This is a genomic window from Streptomyces flavotricini, from assembly GCF_020639365.1.
GTDB lineage: Bacteria > Actinomycetota > Actinomycetes > Streptomycetales > Streptomycetaceae > Streptomyces > Streptomyces flavotricini.
In genome coordinates, this window is record NZ_JAINUL010000001.1 from 7,914,420 (window position 1) to 7,931,000 (window position 16,581).

At 74.0% G+C, this 16,581-nt stretch carries 16 protein-coding genes; 8 read left to right on the forward strand and 8 right to left on the reverse strand.

Annotated elements, in window-relative coordinates; genetic code table 11:
- Positions 1-35: 35 nt before the first annotated feature.
- Genes K7B10_RS36185 through K7B10_RS36205 form a run of 5 tightly spaced genes read right to left on the reverse strand, consistent with a single transcriptional unit; the run spans position 36 to position 4,954 of the window.
- On the reverse strand, positions 36-1,139 hold the full coding sequence (locus K7B10_RS36185; protein WP_229343277.1) for an amino acid kinase family protein: 1,104 nt from the start codon (positions 1,137-1,139) through the stop codon (positions 36-38).
- On the reverse strand, positions 1,136-2,176 hold the full coding sequence (locus tag K7B10_RS36190) for an aspartate-semialdehyde dehydrogenase (RefSeq protein ID WP_229343280.1): 1,041 nt from the start codon (positions 2,174-2,176) through the stop codon (positions 1,136-1,138). Before K7B10_RS36190 ends, K7B10_RS36185 begins: the two co-directional genes overlap by 4 nt.
- Before the next feature lie 29 nt (positions 2,177-2,205).
- Entirely contained in the window at positions 2,206-3,165 is a 960-nt protein-coding gene (locus K7B10_RS36195) for a type 2 periplasmic-binding domain-containing protein (RefSeq protein ID WP_229343281.1), read from the reverse strand.
- Positions 3,162-4,505, reverse strand: a complete 1,344-nt coding sequence (locus K7B10_RS36200; RefSeq protein WP_229343284.1) for a methylaspartate mutase — start codon at positions 4,503-4,505, stop codon at positions 3,162-3,164. Before K7B10_RS36200 ends, K7B10_RS36195 begins: the two co-directional genes overlap by 4 nt.
- Complete coding sequence (locus tag K7B10_RS36205; protein WP_229343286.1) at positions 4,502-4,954, reverse strand: cobalamin B12-binding domain-containing protein; 453 nt, start codon at positions 4,952-4,954, stop codon at positions 4,502-4,504. Before K7B10_RS36205 ends, K7B10_RS36200 begins: the two co-directional genes overlap by 4 nt.
- Positions 4,955-5,276: 322 nt before the next feature.
- Between K7B10_RS36205 and K7B10_RS36210 the strand changes: the two genes are divergently transcribed.
- The 5 genes from K7B10_RS36210 to K7B10_RS36230 all read left to right on the forward strand — a co-directional run bounded on the left by K7B10_RS36210 (position 5,277) and on the right by K7B10_RS36230 (position 11,659).
- Positions 5,277-6,464, forward strand: coding sequence for an ATP-grasp domain-containing protein (locus K7B10_RS36210; protein ID WP_229343288.1), 1,188 nt, complete (start codon positions 5,277-5,279; stop codon positions 6,462-6,464).
- Complete coding sequence (locus tag K7B10_RS36215; RefSeq protein WP_229343290.1) at positions 6,461-8,653, forward strand: phenylacetate--CoA ligase family protein; 2,193 nt, start codon at positions 6,461-6,463, stop codon at positions 8,651-8,653. The genes K7B10_RS36210 and K7B10_RS36215 overlap by 4 nt, the downstream gene beginning before the upstream one ends.
- Complete coding sequence (locus tag K7B10_RS36220) at positions 8,653-9,915, forward strand: MFS transporter (protein ID WP_229343292.1); 1,263 nt, start codon at positions 8,653-8,655, stop codon at positions 9,913-9,915. Before K7B10_RS36215 ends, K7B10_RS36220 begins: the two co-directional genes overlap by 1 nt.
- Positions 9,916-10,125: 210 nt before the next feature.
- Positions 10,126-10,797 carry a DUF4097 family beta strand repeat-containing protein gene (locus tag K7B10_RS36225; protein ID WP_229343294.1) on the forward strand — a complete coding sequence of 224 codons (672 nt, stop codon included), beginning with the start codon at positions 10,126-10,128 and terminating at the stop codon, positions 10,795-10,797.
- A 34-nt stretch (positions 10,798-10,831) separates the two neighbouring features.
- The gene (locus K7B10_RS36230) at positions 10,832-11,659 is read left to right on the forward strand and encodes an alpha/beta hydrolase (protein WP_229343296.1); all 828 of its coding nucleotides are present in this window, start codon (positions 10,832-10,834) and stop codon (positions 11,657-11,659) included.
- A gap of 7 nt (positions 11,660-11,666) precedes the next feature.
- On the opposite strand, the gene K7B10_RS36235 is transcribed toward K7B10_RS36230, so the two are convergent.
- Positions 11,667-12,401 carry a GbsR/MarR family transcriptional regulator gene (locus K7B10_RS36235; protein WP_229343298.1) on the reverse strand — a complete coding sequence of 245 codons (735 nt, stop codon included), beginning with the start codon at positions 12,399-12,401 and terminating at the stop codon, positions 11,667-11,669.
- A gap of 230 nt (positions 12,402-12,631) precedes the next feature.
- On the opposite strand from K7B10_RS36235, the gene K7B10_RS36240 reads away from it, so the two are divergent.
- On the forward strand, positions 12,632-13,303 hold the full coding sequence (locus K7B10_RS36240; RefSeq protein WP_229343294.1) for a DUF4097 family beta strand repeat-containing protein: 672 nt from the start codon (positions 12,632-12,634) through the stop codon (positions 13,301-13,303).
- 31 nt (positions 13,304-13,334) lie between these two features.
- Positions 13,335-14,459: a serine hydrolase domain-containing protein gene (locus K7B10_RS36245; RefSeq protein ID WP_229343300.1), complete on the forward strand. Its 1,125-nt coding sequence runs from the start codon at positions 13,335-13,337 to the stop codon at positions 14,457-14,459.
- A 31-nt stretch (positions 14,460-14,490) separates the two neighbouring features.
- Here K7B10_RS36245 and K7B10_RS36250 read toward each other — a convergent pair whose 3' ends face one another.
- Positions 14,491-15,063, reverse strand: coding sequence for a TetR/AcrR family transcriptional regulator (locus K7B10_RS36250; RefSeq protein WP_229343302.1), 573 nt, complete (start codon positions 15,061-15,063; stop codon positions 14,491-14,493).
- Positions 15,064-15,188: 125 nt separating this feature from the next.
- Here K7B10_RS36250 and K7B10_RS36255 point away from each other — a divergent pair, with 125 nt between their 5' ends.
- A complete protein-coding gene (locus K7B10_RS36255) occupies positions 15,189-15,638 on the forward strand; it encodes a nuclear transport factor 2 family protein (protein WP_229343304.1) in 450 nt (149 codons plus the stop codon).
- Positions 15,639-15,652: 14 nt separating this feature from the next.
- Here the strand turns inward: K7B10_RS36255 and K7B10_RS36260 are convergent, their stop codons facing one another.
- Entirely contained in the window at positions 15,653-16,561 is a 909-nt protein-coding gene (locus K7B10_RS36260) for a GlxA family transcriptional regulator (protein WP_229345687.1), read from the reverse strand.
- Positions 16,562-16,581 lie beyond the last annotated feature (20 nt).

The following is a 16,581-nucleotide window of genomic DNA, read 5'->3' on the forward strand; positions in this document are numbered from 1 at the left end:
GCCAGAAATCCTCTCCCTCCAGGGCGGGGAGGACGTCAAACTCCTGCGAGTCTCAGGGGCCGGGCACGGGGGGCCGGGCCGTTCTCGAACGTGCCGTGCAGCCGCCGCGCGAGGGCCACGGCCCCGTCCGCGTCGGCCGCCAGATGCGTGGTCGCCACCGGGCCGCGCAGCACCGTCACCGGTACGCCCGCGCCCGATCCGGGGGCCAGGCCCCGGCGGCGGTGGAACTCCGCGAGGTCCAGGAACCCGCCGACGGCCACGACCAGCGGGCCCCCGCCCAGCCGGACGGCGTCCGCGTTCGCCGCGCGCAGCGCCGCGTACGCCCGGTCGGCCTCGGCCTCGCCGGAGTACCGCAGGGCGACGGAGCGCCGGTTCAGGACCACGGCGCGTACCGGTTCGCCCGCCGCGCCCACCCGGGTGCCGTGCGCGAACGGCGGCCGCCCGTGCCGCAGTACGAGCTCCACACCGCACTTGCGGGCCATCTCCACCGCCCGCCGGTGGATCACCTTCGCGCCGTGCAGCGACAGCAGCGAGGCCGTGTCGTAGGAGACCAGCGGCAGCAGCCGCGCCCCCGGCACCAGGTGCGGGTCCGCGCTGTAGATGCCGTCCACGTCCGAGTGGATCTCGCACGCGGGCGCGCCGACGGCCGCGGCCACCGCCACCGCCGACAGGTCCGAGCTGTTCTTGCCGAGCCAGGTCGGCCGGCCCTGCGCGTCCACGGCCTGCCCGCCCGGTACGACGACCACCTCGTGCCGGGCCAGGGCCGCGGTCAGCGCCCCCGGATCCGTGTGCACCAGCCGGGCCCGCGCGAACACCGAGTCCGAGACCAGGCCCAGCTGCTGCCCGGCCAGTACCGCCGACCCGACGCCCGCCCGGTGCAGGGCCGCGGCCAGCAGCTGCGCGCCCGCCGTGTCGGCCAGCGTCAGCAGCCCGGCCAGGGTCTCGTCCTCGGGGTGCGGGTCGATGCCCAGCAGCCGCTCCCGCAGGGCCTCCGTCTCGCCCGGACCCGCGCTCACCACCACGGCCAGCGGGCCGCGCCCCTCCCGCAGCCGGCGGCCGACCGCGTCCGCGACGCGCTCGTACCCGTCCGGCCCGGCGAAGCTCGACCCGCCGAACTTGAGGACCCGCGCCGCGCTCACAGCGTGCCCCGGGCGAGGAGTTCCTCCGCGATCTGCACCGCGTTCAGCGCCGCGCCCACCCGCAGGTTGTCGGCGACCAGCCACAGCCAGAAACCCCGCGGGTCGTTCGGCGAGACGCGGATGCGGCCCACGTGCACCCGGTCCGGGTCCTCCAGGGAGGCCGGCACCGGCGGCTGGGCCTGCGGCCCGTCGTACACGCTCACCTCGGGCAGTGCGCCGAGCAGCGCGACGAGTTCGCCGCGGTCGACTTCGCCGGCGCACTCCACCCACACCGACTCCGAGTGCCCGTTGACCACCGGCACCCGTACGCACGTCGCCGTCACGTCCAGTCCCGGCAGGCCCAGGATCCGCCGCGACTCGTGCAGCAGCTTCTCCTCCTCGCGGGTGAAGCCGCTCTCCAGCACCTCGTCGATCCGCGGCAGCACGTTGAAGGCCAGCGAGGGGGTGAACCGCTTCGACAGCGGCTCGGCGCCCGGGTCCTGGAGCGCGAGCGCGGTCGCCTCCTGGAGCTCCTCGATGCCCGAGTGCCCCAGCCCGGAAGCCGCCTGGTACGTGCTCACCACGACCCGGCGCAGCCCCCAGCGCCGGCCGACGGCGTCCAGCAGCCGCACCAGCGGGATGGTGGAGCAGTTCGGGTTGGCGACCGTACCGCTGTCCGGCCGCCGGTCCAGCTCCGCGGCGTTGACCTGCGGGACCACCAGGGGGGTCGCCGGGTCCATGCGGAAGGCGCGGGTGTTGTCGATGACGAGGGCGCCCGCGGCCGTGGCGACCGGCACCCACCGCTCGCTGACGGCCGTACCGGCCGAGAAGAACGCCAGGTCCACCGAGGTGAAGTCGAACTCCTCCAGGTCCCGCACGGTGTAGTAGCGGCCCGCCACGCACACCTCCCGGCCGGCGGAGCGCGGCGAGGCCACCAGGTACAGCTCGCGGTAGGGCAGCTTCCGCTCCTCGAACAGCTCGACGAGGGTGCCGCCGACCGCGCCGGTCGCCCCGATGATGGCGATGCGGGGCGCTGAGGGGTCGCTGACGAGGGTCACACGAATCTCCGATCTCGATCTTCAGTCGTTCAGTGCAGGGGAACCGGGTAGTGCAGACCACCACCGGTCCACAGCTCGTTGAGGCCGCGCGGCACGTCCAGCCCGGAGGCCGGGCCCAGCGCGCGCTCGTACACGTCCGCGTAGGTGCCGACGGCGGCCAGGACCCGGGCGGCCCACCGCGCATCCAGCCCGACGGCCGGCCCGTGCCGGCCCGCCGCCCCGGCCACCCGCTCCAGGGCGGCGGCGCGGTTCCCGTCCCCGGGGCCGGCCTGCGCCACCTCGTGCTCGGCGGCCAGCAGCAGGTTCACCACCCACCGGCACAGCCGCAGCCAGCCCGGGTCGTCCTCGCGGACGGCGGCGGCCATCGGCTCGCGCGAGACGGTCTCCGGGAGGACCGTGTGCCCGCCGGGTACGGGGAGCAGCGCCCGCTGCCCGGCCAGCGCGACCCGGTCCAGCACGAGCGCGGCGCACCCGCCGCCGGCGTAGCCGGCCAGCGCGGCCGCGGGCGTCGGATACTCGCGTACGCGGACGGCAAGACCCCTCGGCCCGTACCAGGCGGCGAGGTTGGCGGCGCTGGTCGTACCCGCCTGCACCGCGACCTCGCGCCCGGCGAGAGCGGCCGGGCCGGTGATCCCGTCCGCCGTTCGAACGAGGAAGCCCTCACCGTCGTAGCAGGTCACGGCGGCGAACAGGACCGGCCAGGCGGCTTCGCGGCCCATCGCCCAGGTGGTGTTGGCCACCGTCAGCTCCGCCCCGCCCGCCGCCAGCACGCGGAGCCGGTCCGCCGGATCGGCGGGCACCCACTCCACGGCCTCGCCGTCGCCCAGCGCGGCCGCCGCCACGGCCCGGGCCACGTCGGTGTCCAGCCCCGACCACACCCCGCGTGCCGAGCACGCCGACAAGCCGGGCACACCCCGGCTGACGACGGCGCGCAGTGCCCCGCGGGCCCGTACGGCGGCGAGGGTGCTCCCGCCCCGGGCGGCGTTCATGCCGCCGCCCCGTCGGCGAGGCGGCGGCCCAGTACGTCCTCCACGTCGAACCGGCGCTCGTTGAAGCCGAGCATGTCCAGCAGCTGCCGGGAGCCGACCGCCGCGTCCGCGGACACGGCGCGCCGGGTCCGCGGGGGGAGCGGGACCCGGCCCGGGTCCGCCCAGCGCAGCACGCCCCAGGGGTCGAGGACGGCCCGCGCCCGGTTCGCGTTGTCCGGGTGCAGGCAGTACGGCACGTCCAGCAGCCCCGTCGCGAAGGCCCGCAGCAGTGCTTCGCCCACCGTCGGCGCCTGTTCCAGCACGCAGTCCACCAGCAGCGCGGCTTCCTCGTACACGCCGTAGGGGCCCCCGGCGGGTGCCGGCCGCAGACCCGCACGCGTACGGGCACGGATCCGCTCCCGCTCGTCGGAGGCCACGGCCGCGGCGAACTCCAGTGCGGCCACGTTCTCGTCCAGGGTCGGGATCCGGTGCGCCTCCGCGGGCGTCTTGACCACCAGCCGGGCCGCCCCGCCGCGCACCGCGAGGCGCGCGCTCTCCTCCAGGAGCCGCAGGGCGCCCGCCGCCGAGCGGGGGAAGACCCCCATGAACGTGTACAGCACGACGTGCCAGTCCGGGCCGCCGTCCGGGCCGCCCTCCAGCCGCTCCGCGGCGAGCCGGTGCAGCGCGGCGAGCGCCTCCAGGTCCTGCCCGGGGTGGGTCTGCTGCGCGTAGCTGAGCGAGAGGGAGCGCACCCCGTGCTCGCGGAAGAACAAGGCCTCCAGCACGCTCAGCGCGACGAGCATCGACGGCGGGCACAACTGCCCCAGCATGCCGCCACCGAAGGTCTCCAGGTGCATCGGCTCCGCGCGCGCCGCGATCAGCTCGCAGCACCGCGCCCAGGCCCTGACCGAGTCCCGCAGCGGCACCCGCCCGTACGGCAGGCAGTACGAGACCGGGCCGCCCTCGGTGGCGTCCGCCCCGGCCGCGCACGCCGTCGCCACCAGCCGCCCGGCCAGCGCCGAGCCGTGCCGCACCTGGACCGGGAAGTCCTGCGAAGCCACCCCGTCCAGTACCTCACGCGTACGCCGCGCCCCATGGGCCACGAGGGGGAAACCGTTCAACTCCGCCCCGGAGCGCAGCGCCTCCAGCGCCCGCGCGTACTCCCCGACCCGGGTGTAGCTGTCCACCGTGACGGTGCCCGCCGTCGGCGCCGCGACATCGCGGACCGCGCGCAGCCCCTCACGCATCCGGCGCGCGCCGGCGAAGCCCATCCGCGGCTGCACGACCAGCGACCCGGACTGCCGGGCCCTTCGCACGTGCGCCGCGAACCGGCCCGCGCCGGCGGTGCCGGGCCCGCTCATGCGACCGGCTCCGCGGGCGCGCGGCGGCGCGGGCGCAGCTCCCGCAGGAAGTCCGCGAACTCCTCCAGCCCGTGCTCGGAGGCGAAGACGGCGTCGTAGCCCGCCGCCACCAGCGCGTCCACGTGGCGGTCGGCCGCGCCGTCCACGCCGAGCTTGCCGCCGATGACGGCGCGCAGCTCCGCCAGGTCCGGGTGCGCCCGCAGGGTCCGCACGAGCCGTTCGCCGTCCATGTGGCCGTGGCCGTTGACGGTGCTGACCACCAGGGCGTCCGGTCGCTCGTGCACGCAGGCCGCGACGACCTCGTCGTCGGGCGGGCAGGCGCCGAGGTTGACCACCTCGTGGCCGCGCTCCTCCAGCATCAGCTGGAGGAAGACCAGGTTCCAGGTGTGCGCGTCGGAAGAGACCCCGGAGACGACGAACTTCCCCGAGCGGCTTCGGTACTTCGGCATGGGACACCCCCGGGTGGCGGATCGGCGCAGGCGGTACACCGATCCTCATGGCGCTGCCCGCTCCGATTCAACGCGCCGCCGATGGAGAACCGCTATCGCCGGCATCGAACAATTCGATGTTCCGAGGTCAGGTGCCGGGCCGTGTCCTTCGGATCGGGGCGGGCCCCGCCGGGCAGACCGCCGGCCGGACGGGCGATCGAAGGAGGCGATGGCCCGCATCGTCATTCCCGCACGCCCCGCGTTGACCGGGCCCCGGCGGCTGAACAAGGGTTTTTCCCGCCGCCCCCGCGCCGCGGACGGCAGTCACCTTGGAGCGTCAGGCATGAAGATCCTCGTCCTTCACCAGCTGCCGTACCGCAAGGCCGGCTACGACCGGGCCATCGACCACCGGCGCCACGACGTGACCTACGCGGGACACGCCGACCGGCTGGCCGACCTGCCCGAGGCGCTGCCAGCCCGGCGGCTGCCCGTCCCGGCCGACGAGGACTTCGCGGCGGGCGTCATCGCGCGCACCTCACCCGCCGACGGCTACGAAGCGGTGCTGTCCCTCTCCGAGTTCGGCGTCCTCGCCGTCTGCCGGGTCCGCGGCCACCTCGGCCTGCCGGGACCCACCCCCGAGCAGGCCGAACTCTCCCACGACAAGGTCCGCATGAAGCAGGCGCTCGCCGGCTCCGGCATCCGCACCCCCCGCTTCTCGGCCGCGCCGGCGCGCGATGCCCTGCTGCCCTGGTCCGGGGCCACCGTCCTCAAACCGCGCCGCGGTACGTGCAGCGAGGGCGTCTCCGTCTTCCCCAGTGCCCGCCGCGCCCTGGCCGCGCACCGCGCGCTGGCCGAGCCGCAGGCGTACGAGCTGGAGGAGTACGTCGACGGCGACATCCTGCACACGGACGGCCTCGTCCAAGGCGGGGTACTCGTCCACAGCGTCACCAGCCGGTACGTGGGCAAGCCCGCCGACTACGCCGCGGGCATCCCGCTCGGCTCCCACCAACTGCCGCCCGACGAGCGGTACGAGGACCTCGCCCGCCGCACCGTCGCCGCGCTCGGCATCGACTGGGGCACGGTCCACCTCGAGTTCTTCGAGACCGCGGGGAACGAGCTCGTCTTCCTGGAGGTGGCCAACCGGATGGGTGGCGCCGGGGTGGTCGACGCCCACCTGCGGCACACCGGAGTCCACCTGCCCTCGCACGAGATCGCCCTGCGGCTCGGCCTGCCGAGGCCCGTCCCGGACACCCCCAGCGGCCGCTACCACGGCTGGCTCGTCGTCCCCGGACACCATCTGCCCGCCGACCGCCCGCACACCGCGGCACTCCCCGCGCACCTGATGGACCACCCGTGCGCCGACCGGATCCACATCCTCCCGCCCGGCACCCCGGCAGCCCGTCACATCACCTACCAGGAGTGGCTCGTCCCGCTGGCGGTCGAAGCCTCCCACCCCGACCCGGCGGCCCTGCGCGCCTACCTCCACGCCTGCGCCGAAGCCGCCGCCATCCCCTGCGAGGAAGCCGCATGACCGCCCCCGCCCCCGCGCGACCGGCCACCCCGGCGGCCCCCACTGCGGCCTCCGCACCGGCGCCCGCGCTGCCCTCCGCACCGGCGCCCGTGCCGCCCTCCGCACCGGCGCCCGCGCCCTCGGCGGCCGCCGCCGCGCCCCGAGCCGGGCGGGTGGTGCGGTACTACCCGACCGACCTGCTGCTCGCGATGGAGGAGGCCGACCGGCCCGGGTCCGGGCTCGACGAGCTGCTCGACGCGCACCGACTGGCCGCCCTGCGACCGCTCTTCGGGGCCGGCGAGGAGTTCGCCGACGGGCTCGACGAGCTCCTCGGCGGCCTCGCCCAGTACCCCTGGCAGCCGCTCACCGACACCAACGACGTGGACGAGCTGCGCCCCGTCGGCGCCCTCGTCCTCGACGACGACCGCCCCGGCACCACCCTGCGCGGCCTCCTGCTCGCCTGGGCCACCGGCAACCACGTCACCGTGCGCACCGCCGACCCCGGCTTCTGGCAGGCGCTCACCGCCCTCCTCCACTGCCCCGGCCTGCCGCTGCCCACCGCCCGCGCCGTCCCCCGGGACACCCCCGCGGCCGCGTACGGCACCCCGCTGCGCGTACCCGACCTGCTGCCCCTCGCCGCGCGGGCCGGGGCCCCGTACGACGCAGCCGCCCGGACCCCGGCCCGGAGCACGGCTCGGCACGCGGCTCCCGCCGGGGACGCGGCCCCGTACGGAAGCCCCGGCTGGGACCCCGCGCTCTACGCCACCCCCGGCAGCGCCGGGCCCGAGCCGCTGGTGACGCGGTTCCGGGCCGGGCGGGAGCTGCCCGGGCAGGACGCGTTCACCACCGGGGTGCTGCGCAGCGACTGCCGCGCCGCCTGGACCGCGGCCCTCAGCCGGCGCACGCGCCTCCACGGCACCACCCTGGCCGCCGCCCGGGCCGCCGAGGACCCCCGCCGCACCGGCCGCCTCGATGCCCGGCTGCGCCACACCGCGGCCCGCGCCCGCAGGTCCCCGTACTACCGGGACCTGCCCCCCGTACGCACCCTGGACGACCTGCCCGGCCTTCCCGTGCTCGACAAGGCGGCCCTCGCCGCGCACTCGCTGCCCGCCGGCCGCGGCTTCGCCAGCGGCGCCCGCCCCACCGGCGAGGTGCTGCGCAGCGGCTCCACCACCGGCACGCCGCGCTACATCGTCTACGCCCGCACCGACTGGGACAACATGGTCCGCGAGGCCGTCCCGCTCTTCTACGCCATGGGACTGGAACCGGGCGACCGCCTGGTCAACACCCTCTTCGGCGGCGACCTCTACGGCGGACTGACCACGACGGTCACCGAGTTCAGCCGGATGCCGCTCGAATGCTGCACCACCGCCCAGGCCGCCACACCCGAGTCCCTCCTGATGCTGGCCCGCAGCTTCGGCGCCAACGCCGTCATCGGCGTACCGACCATGATCGTCCCGCTGCTGCGCGAGGCGTACCGGCGGGACCCCCTCCTGCGCGTCGAGAAGGTCCTCTACCTCGGCACGGCCATGGGCCGCGCCGACCGCGCCTGGCTGCGCGAGCACCTCGGCACGCGCATCGTCTCCAGCGTCCTCGCCGCCAACGACGGGGCCCAGCTCGGCTACCAGTGCGCCGCCCTCGACGGGATGCTCCACCACGTCAACGACGACTACAACTACCTCGAGGTCGTCGACGACCACGGCAGCCCCGTCCCCGACGGCACCGCGGGGGAGCTGCTGACCACCACGTTCCAGAAGGGCGAGGGCCCGCTGATCCGCTACCGCATCGGCGACCGCGGCCGCTTCGTCCACCACGACTGCCCCTGCGGGATCTCCGGCCGCACCCTGGAGTACCACGGGCGCTCCGACGGCGTCGTCCGCCTCATGGGCGCCGCCCTGCTGCACGCCGAACTCCTCGACGCCGTATCCGGGTTCGGGGTCTCCGAGCTCCAGGCCGAGATCACCTCGCAGGACGGCCGCGACACCCTCACCGTCCGCACCGAGTCCCCCCGCCCGCTGCGCCCCGAAGAGCTGCGCGCCCACCTGGCCGACCGCTTCCCGCTCCTCGCCGGCAGCCGGATCTACGAAGACGGCGCCGCCCCCGCGGGCCCCGCCGACTTCCGCGTCGAATGCCACGCTCCGGGCGCCCTCGCCCGCAACCCGGCCAGCGGCAAGATCCGCCCCGTCGTGGACCGCCGGGTGGAAGCCTGATGCCGGGCGACCGCGCCCCGGGCCCCGTCCGGGACCGCACCGTCCCCACCCTGCTGACCTCCATCGCCCTCCTGGGCATCGGCATGGGGGTCTACCTGCTCGCCCTCGGCCAGCTCCTGTACCAGCTCACGGGCAGCCCGCAGGCCTTCGCGCTCGCCCTGACCCTGCAGGGCGCCGCGGCCGTCTGCGTCCTGCCCTTCTCCGGGCCCCTCGTCGACGCCCTCGACTCGCGGCAGGTGCACACCGCGTGCAGCCTCGCGCGCGCCGTCACCGTCGCCGGGCTCGCCCTGACCGGGCTGACCCGGCCGCCGGGCGCGGTGGCGCTGATCGCCGCCGGCGTCGTGCTGCTGGCGTTCGTGGACAACGTCCAGCGCGCCGCCCTGTTCAAATACACCGCCTGGCACGTCGGGCCCGCCCGCCGGGCCAGGCTCAACGCCCTGATCAACGTGGCCGTCCAGGTGGGGGCGCTGACCGGCATGGCCCTGCTCGGCCTGCTGCTGCTCCGGACCTCCCTGGCCGGGGCCCTGCTGGCCGACACCGTCGTGGCGCTGGCCGTCGCCGCGCTCGTACGCGGCCTGCCGGCAACGGCCCCCGAGCCGCGCGGCCCGGCCGCCGGGGTGCTGCGTACGGCGCTGCCGCTGGCCCTGCACGACTGGCGGGCCATGTTCCACCGCTACCGCGGCGACCTCGCGGTCCTCGGCGTGATCGTGCTGTGCGCCGCCGACTTCGTCTTCCAGTCCTGCGTGAGCACCCTCGTCGTCCCGCTGGTCGCGGAGTACTACGGCGGCCGCGGCCAGTACGTCTCCCTGCTGGAGGCGGTCTTCGCCCTCGGCATGATCGCCTCCTCCTTCTTCACCCGGCACACGCAGCGGGCCGCGCTGCTGCCGCTGTGGTGCGCACTCCAGGCCGCGGCGGCCCTCGCCCTCGGTCTGTCGGCCGCACCGGTGGTCCACCTGGCGGCCCTGCTCGCGGCCGGCTTCGCCAACCTCTCGGCGCTCACCTGGCTCCTGACGAGCCTCCAGAGCCGGGCGGGCGACGGGGAGAAGGCGAAGATGGCCAGCCTGCGGATGCTGTCCATCGGCGTGGCCACCACCGCGCTGATGCCGCTGGTGGGCCACTTCGCCGGGGTCTCCCTCGCGGCGGGCTTCCTGGCCACGGCCGCCGTCATGCTGGCCTTCACGGTGCTGGCGGCCGCCACGACGGCGATGCCCCGCCGAGCCCCCGGGCCCACCGAAGCGGCGACCCCCGAACCGGTCCGTTGACGGGTCCAGCCCCCGCCTGAGCGTTCACTCTTCTTCCATTGCAACGATCTGGCTGGCTGACGTTGCGTTATCTCCGCATCCATTGCAATGAAATTCATGCTCTGACCTGCATTGATGGATCAAGCGTGCAACGAACCCGTTGCACGTTCTCTGAACGCTACGTAGCTTTTCCTTCATCGGAAACAGCGGGTGAGTCAACGGGAGACTGTCATGCAGAAGTTCGAGACCACTGGCCCGGTCGCCGTCGTTCTGGACGTCGCCGCGGGGCGTGTTCAGTTGATCGCGGCGGATCGGGGGGATGTCGTGGTCGAGGTCCGGCCGGTGGATGTTTCGAAGGGCCGTGATGTGAAGGCGGCGGAGGAGACCGCGGTGGACTTCGCCGGTGGTGTGCTGCGGATCGCGTCGGCGGCGGCGAAGCGTCAGGTGCTGGGTGCTTCGGGGTCGGTCGAGGTGACGGTCCGGGTGCCGGCCGGTTCGCGGGTGGAGGCGAGGACGGCGGCGGTGGAGTTCCGCGGGGTGGGGCGGCTTGGCGAGGTCGTGTTCGAGGGTGCGCAGGGCGCGGTGCGCCTCGATGAGACGGCCTCTGTCCGGCTGGCTGTTCAGGCCGGTGACGTCTGGGTGGGCCGTCTGGCGGGTGATGCGGAGATCGGTACGCAGAAGGGTGATCTGCGGGTCGACGAGGCGGTGGGCGGGTCGGTGGTGCTGCGGACCGGGTCCGGTGACATTTCGGTGGGCGCGGCCCGCGGGGTGTCGGCGTCGCTGGACGCCGGTACTTCCTACGGCCGGATCTCCAACTCGCTCCACAACACCGGCGGGGCCTCGGCCGCTCTGAACATCCGGGCGACCACCGCCCACGGCGACATCACCGCCCGCAGCCTCTGACCCCCCACAACCCTCGGAAAGGAAGAACATCGTCATGACGAACGACAACCGCACTTCCCCGACCGATGCCGTCCAGGCCTGGACGGGCATGGTGCCGGTCGACGACACGGCCCTGGCCGTCACCGACACCGGCGGTCCCGGCATCCCCGTGGTCTACCTGAACGGCCAGTTCGCCACCCAGGGGTACTGGCGGCGGGTCATCGACGAACTGGGCCCGGGCCGACGGCACATCACGTACGACGAGCGGGCCCGCGGCAAGAAGTCGAAGCGTTCCGCGGACTACTCCTTCGAGGCCGCCGTACGCGACGTCGACGCCGTCCTCGCGGCCAGGGGTGTCGACCGGGCGCTGGTGGTGGGCTGGTCCTACGGGGCGGTCGTCGGCGCGCACTGGGCCCAGCGGAATCCGGAGCGTGCCGTCGGCGCGGTCCTGGTCGACGGCGCGGCCCCGTACGACTGGCTCGACGACGCCATGGAGGTGCGGATCCGGAAGCTGTTCCGGCGGATCGGCTGGCTCGCGCCGCTGCTGCGCCCGACGGGCTTGACCCCGCGGATGTCCGCCGAGGAGCAGGCGGACAGCAACATCGAGCTCGGCAAGCTCTCCCGGGAGCGCGAGCTGGGCCCCGTCCTGGACGGCATCACCGTCCCGGTGCGGTACGTGCTCGCCTCGGGAACGTCCTTCGGGAGCAAGGGCGATGAGCAGGAGAAGATCCGCGCGGGCCTCGACCAGGTATTCGAGCGCAACTCGAACATCCGGCTCGGCGCGAAGGTCCCCAGCAACCACGGCGCCATCCTGAAGAAGGACTTCCGGGCCATCGCCGATTCCGTGCGCGAGGTCGCCGCCCTGGGGTCCCCGTCGGCCTGACCCCGCCTCAGGTGGCGCTGCCGGACACCGTTTCGGGCTTCGTGTGGAGGATCTCGCGGGCCTGGTCCGCGGCGCGGGCGATGCTCTCGGAGACGAAGTCGATGAAGCGGGCGATGTTCTCCAGACGGGCGGCGGCCGGGGAGTCGGCGCCGAGGACGGTGACGCCCTGGCGGGCGACCTCGCCGAGGTGGGCGGTGGCGCGGGCGCTGGCCATCGTCGACTGGTACAGGACGTCGTCGTCGACGACGTAGCGCTCGCGGCGGCGTTCGTCGCGTTCCCGGCGGATGAGGCCCTGGCTTTCGAGGAACGTGATCGCCTTGGAGATCGACGCCGGGCTGACCTGGAGGCTCGCGGAGAGTTCGGACGCGGTGAGGCTGCCGGCATCGGTGGTGTAGAGGCCGGCCAGCACCCGGGCCGTCATCCTGGGCAGCCCCGACTGCATGAAGACGGTGGCGAACACCTCCTCGTACTCGCGCACCGCCTCGGCATCGCGACCGTGGGCGTGCGCGGACGTGTCCGCCCCCCGGGGCACGGCCTTTCGGCGGCGGTGGGTGCGGAGCTCGGTGGCGCGGTGGGCCAGATCGGCGCGGTAGCCGGTGGGGCCGCCGTTGCGCATGACCTCGCGCGTGACCGTTGAGGTGGGGCGGTCGAGACGTCTGGCGATCTCCGCGTAGGCGAGCCCGTCGGCCACCCCCAGCGCGATCTGCTGGCGCTCCTGTTGGGTGAGCCTGCCTCCTGGCATCGCGATCTCCTTTCACGTTCCTTCGTGTGCTTCCAGCATAGCGTTCACTCTCCATCCAATGCAACGATCGAGGAAGTTGACGTTGCGTTAAAAGTAGAGCTGTTGCAACGATGTGAAGCATCTGACCTGCGAGAACATCAATCAAACGCAACATGCACGTTGCGTATTCTATAAACGCTACGTAGCTTTTCCTTCATCGGAAACAGCGGGTGAGTCAACGGGAGACTGTCATGCAGAAGTTCGAGACCACTGGCCCGGTCGCCGTCGTTCTGGACGTCGCCGCGGGGCGTGTTCAGTTGATCGCGGCGGATCGGGGGGATGTCGTGGTCGAGGTCCGGCCGGTGGATGTTTCGAAGGGCCGTGATGTGAAGGCGGCGGAGGAGACCGCGGTGGACTTCGCCGGTGGTGTGCTGCGGATCGCGTCGGCGGCGGCGAAGCGTCAGGTGCTGGGTGCTTCGGGGTCGGTCGAGGTGACGGTCCGGGTGCCGGCCGGTTCGCGGGTGGAGGCGAGGACGGCGGCGGTGGAGTTCCGCGGGGTGGGGCGGCTTGGCGAGGTCGTGTTCGAGGGTGCGCAGGGCGCGGTGCGCCTCGATGAGACGGCCTCTGTCCGGCTGGCTGTTCAGGCCGGTGACGTCTGGGTGGGCCGTCTGGCGGGTGATGCGGAGATCGGTACGCAGAAGGGTGATCTGCGGGTCGACGAGGCGGTGGGCGGGTCGGTGGTGCTGCGGACCGGGTCCGGTGACATTTCGGTGGGCGCGGCCCGCGGGGTGTCGGCGTCGCTGGACGCCGGTACTTCCTACGGCCGGATCTCCAACTCGCTCCACAACACCGGCGGGGCCTCGGCCGCTCTGAACATCCGGGCGACCACCGCCCACGGCGACATCACCGCCCGCAGCCTCTGACCCCCCACAACCCTCGAAGGAGCACACGATCATGAGCAACCCGACCACGAACACGAACACGAACACGACCACGACGGACCGCCCGGAACTCCGGAAGGCCATCGAGGCGTTCGTGGACGCCGGCTTCGGCGGAATACAGATGCGCGTGCACGACGAGCGGGGCGAGTGGGTCGGCAGCGCCGGGGTGAGCGAGCTGGGCGTCGGCGCCGAGCCGCCGACGGACGGCCACTTCTGGGCGGGCAGCGTCGCCAAGCCGTTCACCGCGACCGCGGTGCTGCAGCTGGTGGCCGAGGAGAGGACCGGGCTGGACGTCCCGGTCGCCGACCACCTGCCCGAACTCGGGCTGGACCGGCGGATCACGGTGCGGATGCTGCTCCAGCACACCAGCGGGCTGTTCAACTACACCGGCGAATACCACGAGGACGGCACCTTCGTGGCGGGGATCCCCGCCACGGGCAAGGAGTGGGTGGACAACCGGCTGCACGCGTACCGCCCGCAGGAACTCGTGGCCCTGGCATTGTCCGAGCCGGCCCGCTTCGAACCGGGGACGGGCTTCGGCTACTCCAACACCAACTACACCCTCGCGGCCCTGCTGATCGAGCGGGTCGCCGGCCGCTCGTACGCCGAGGAGATGGAGCGTCGCATCGTGCGGCCGCTCGGACTGCGGAACACCGTACTCGGCGGCAGCGACCCGCAGCTCCCGGAGCCGCACGCCCACGGCTACTACCGCTACCAGGACGCCGGCGCATGGAAGGTGGCCGACGTCTCCCGCCAGAACCCCTCCATGCTGTTCGCCGCCGGCGACACGATGACGACCACCCGGGACCTGCACACCTTCTTCGCCGCACTGAACGGCGGCAAGCTCCTGCCGGCCCCGCTGCTGGCCGAGATGCGCAAGCCGTACGGGGAACTCGGCTACGGCCTCGGCCTGTTCGTCCAGGACCTCGGCCCGGAGCACGGCGGCACCGTCTACCACCACAACGGCGGCGCCCCCGGCGGCTACGGAGCCCTGATGTACAGCACGCCCGACGGCAGCAGGACCCTGACCGCGGGCCTGACCACCGGCGACGCCCCGACCGACCCGGCCCGGACCTTCCCCGAGGCCCTGGACGCCCTGGTCAAGCAGGTCTTCACCGCCGACCCGGCCACGGCCTGACGCCCGGTGCGGGGCACGCCCGCCGATTCGATCAACGCGGCCGGAGGCCGTCGAAGACCACCTCGAAGATGCGCTCCCGGGGCGCCGGGTCCGGCCCGAGCTGTTCGAGCATCGCGCCGGTGCCGACCAGCACGGCGAGCAGCTCCGGCAGGCACAGTTCCGGGCGGACCGCCCCGGCCTGCTGGGCCGCGGACAGCAGGGCGGCCAGCCGGGTCTGGATCTCCTCGGTCGGCGCCCGCAGCGCCGCGTGCACGTCGACACCGGCGGCCGCGAGCGCCTGGGCGAACTCGTTCTTGCCCGACGAGCGTTCCACGACGAGGCGGAAGCAGGCGAAGAAGGCCTCGGCCCGATCCGCCCCCGCCGCCAGCCGCGCGGTCATGGCCGCCATCTCCTCCAGCCTGCGCACCATCACCGCCTCGAGCAGCGCCTCCTTGGTCGGGAAGTGCCGGAAGAGCGTGCCGACCCCGACGCCGGCGGCCCGGGCGATCTCCTCGGTCGGCACGCCGACGCCGCGGCTGGTGAACACCTCCGTGGCGACGTCGAGCACCCTGGCCCGGTTCCGGGCCGCGTCCGCCCGCAGCGGGCGCTCCTGAGTGCCACTCATCCCTCTTCTGCCTTCCGTGCGTCGGTGGCGGCGTCGACACCTGGACAACCGGAGTGTCCAGTCCGTATCGTTGAAAACGGAGCCGCTAGTCCGATTCTAGGGGCTGATCCCGCCGGAGGTTGATCATGCCCAAAACGCTGTCACCGCGAGAGGTGTCCCAGGAACTCCTGGCGCGCATCGGCCAGGGGCGGTACGCGGAGCTGGCCGAGCTCTACGCGCAGGACGCCGTCGTGGAGACCGTCTTCGAACCGGTCGGGCCGCGCCGGTTCGAGGGCCGCGCGGTGCTCGAGGAGCGCCTCGCGGCGGTCGCCGCCGCCTCTCCCGTGGAACTGACCCCGGCGAACGTCGTGATACGGGAGACCGACGACCCGGAGGTGGTCGTCGCCGAATGGGACTACCGGGTTCACCACCGGGTGACGGGCCGGACCTTCGAGACCGCCAACATCCAGGTACTGCGCGTCCGCGACGGCCTGATCGTCACCAGCCGGGACTTCCACGACCACCTGGCCCTCGTCATGGCGGGCGACGGCCTGCCGCAGCTGGTGCGGGCGCTGGAGGCCGGGCAGCGCGGGTAGCGGCCCGCCCGTTCCTACGTCGCGCGGGTGAAGGCGCGGCGGTACGCCCGGGGCGGGACTCCGCGGCGGCGTACGAACTGCTCGCGCAGCACCGCGGCGCTCCCGTAGCCGACCCGTCGGGCGATCTCCTCGACCGGCAGGTCCGTCGTCTCCAGGAGCTCCTCGGCCCGGCTCAGGCGCAGGCTGCGCAGCCAGGCGTGCGGGGTGGTGCCGGTCGCGGCGGTGAAGCGGCGGGCGAAGGAGCGCCTGCTCATCATCGCGCGGCGGGCCAGTTCCGTGACGGGCAGCGGCTCGTGGAGGTGTTCGCGGGCCCAGCCCAGCACGGCCGCGAGCCGCTCGTCCCGCCCGTTCTCCGGGACGGGCGCGGCCAGGTACTGGGCCTGCCCGCCGTCGCGGTGGGACGGGAGCACCATGTCCCGGGCGATGCCGTTGGCCAGCGCGGCGCCGTGCTCCCGCCGGAGCAGGTGCAGGCACAGGTCGAAGCCCGCGGCGGCACCCGCACCCGTGACGATGTTCCCTTCGTCGACGTAGAGGGCGTCGGGTTCCACGGTGACCCGCGGGTGGCGGCCGGCGAGGAGCGGCGCGAACCGCCAGTGGGTGGTCGCCCGCCGCCCGTCGAGGAGTCCGGCGGCGGCGAGCGCGAACGTGCCGACGCAGTGCGCCGCGACGACCGCGCCGCGCCCGTGCGCGGCCCTCAGCGCGTCGAGCACGGCGGGACCGGGCGGGGTCCGGAAATCCGCTCCGGGCAGCGCGATCAGCAGATCGGCTTCGGCGAACCGGTCCAGGCCGTGCGCGACGGAGAGCGGCACCCCGCAGTCCGTGGGCACCGGTCCGGGCCGCTCGGCGCACAGGGCGAAGTCGAAACCGGGCGACGCGGCTCCGTGGGGGCCGAACACCTCGGTGACGATGCCGACGGCGAGCATGCCGACGCCGGGAGGGGCGT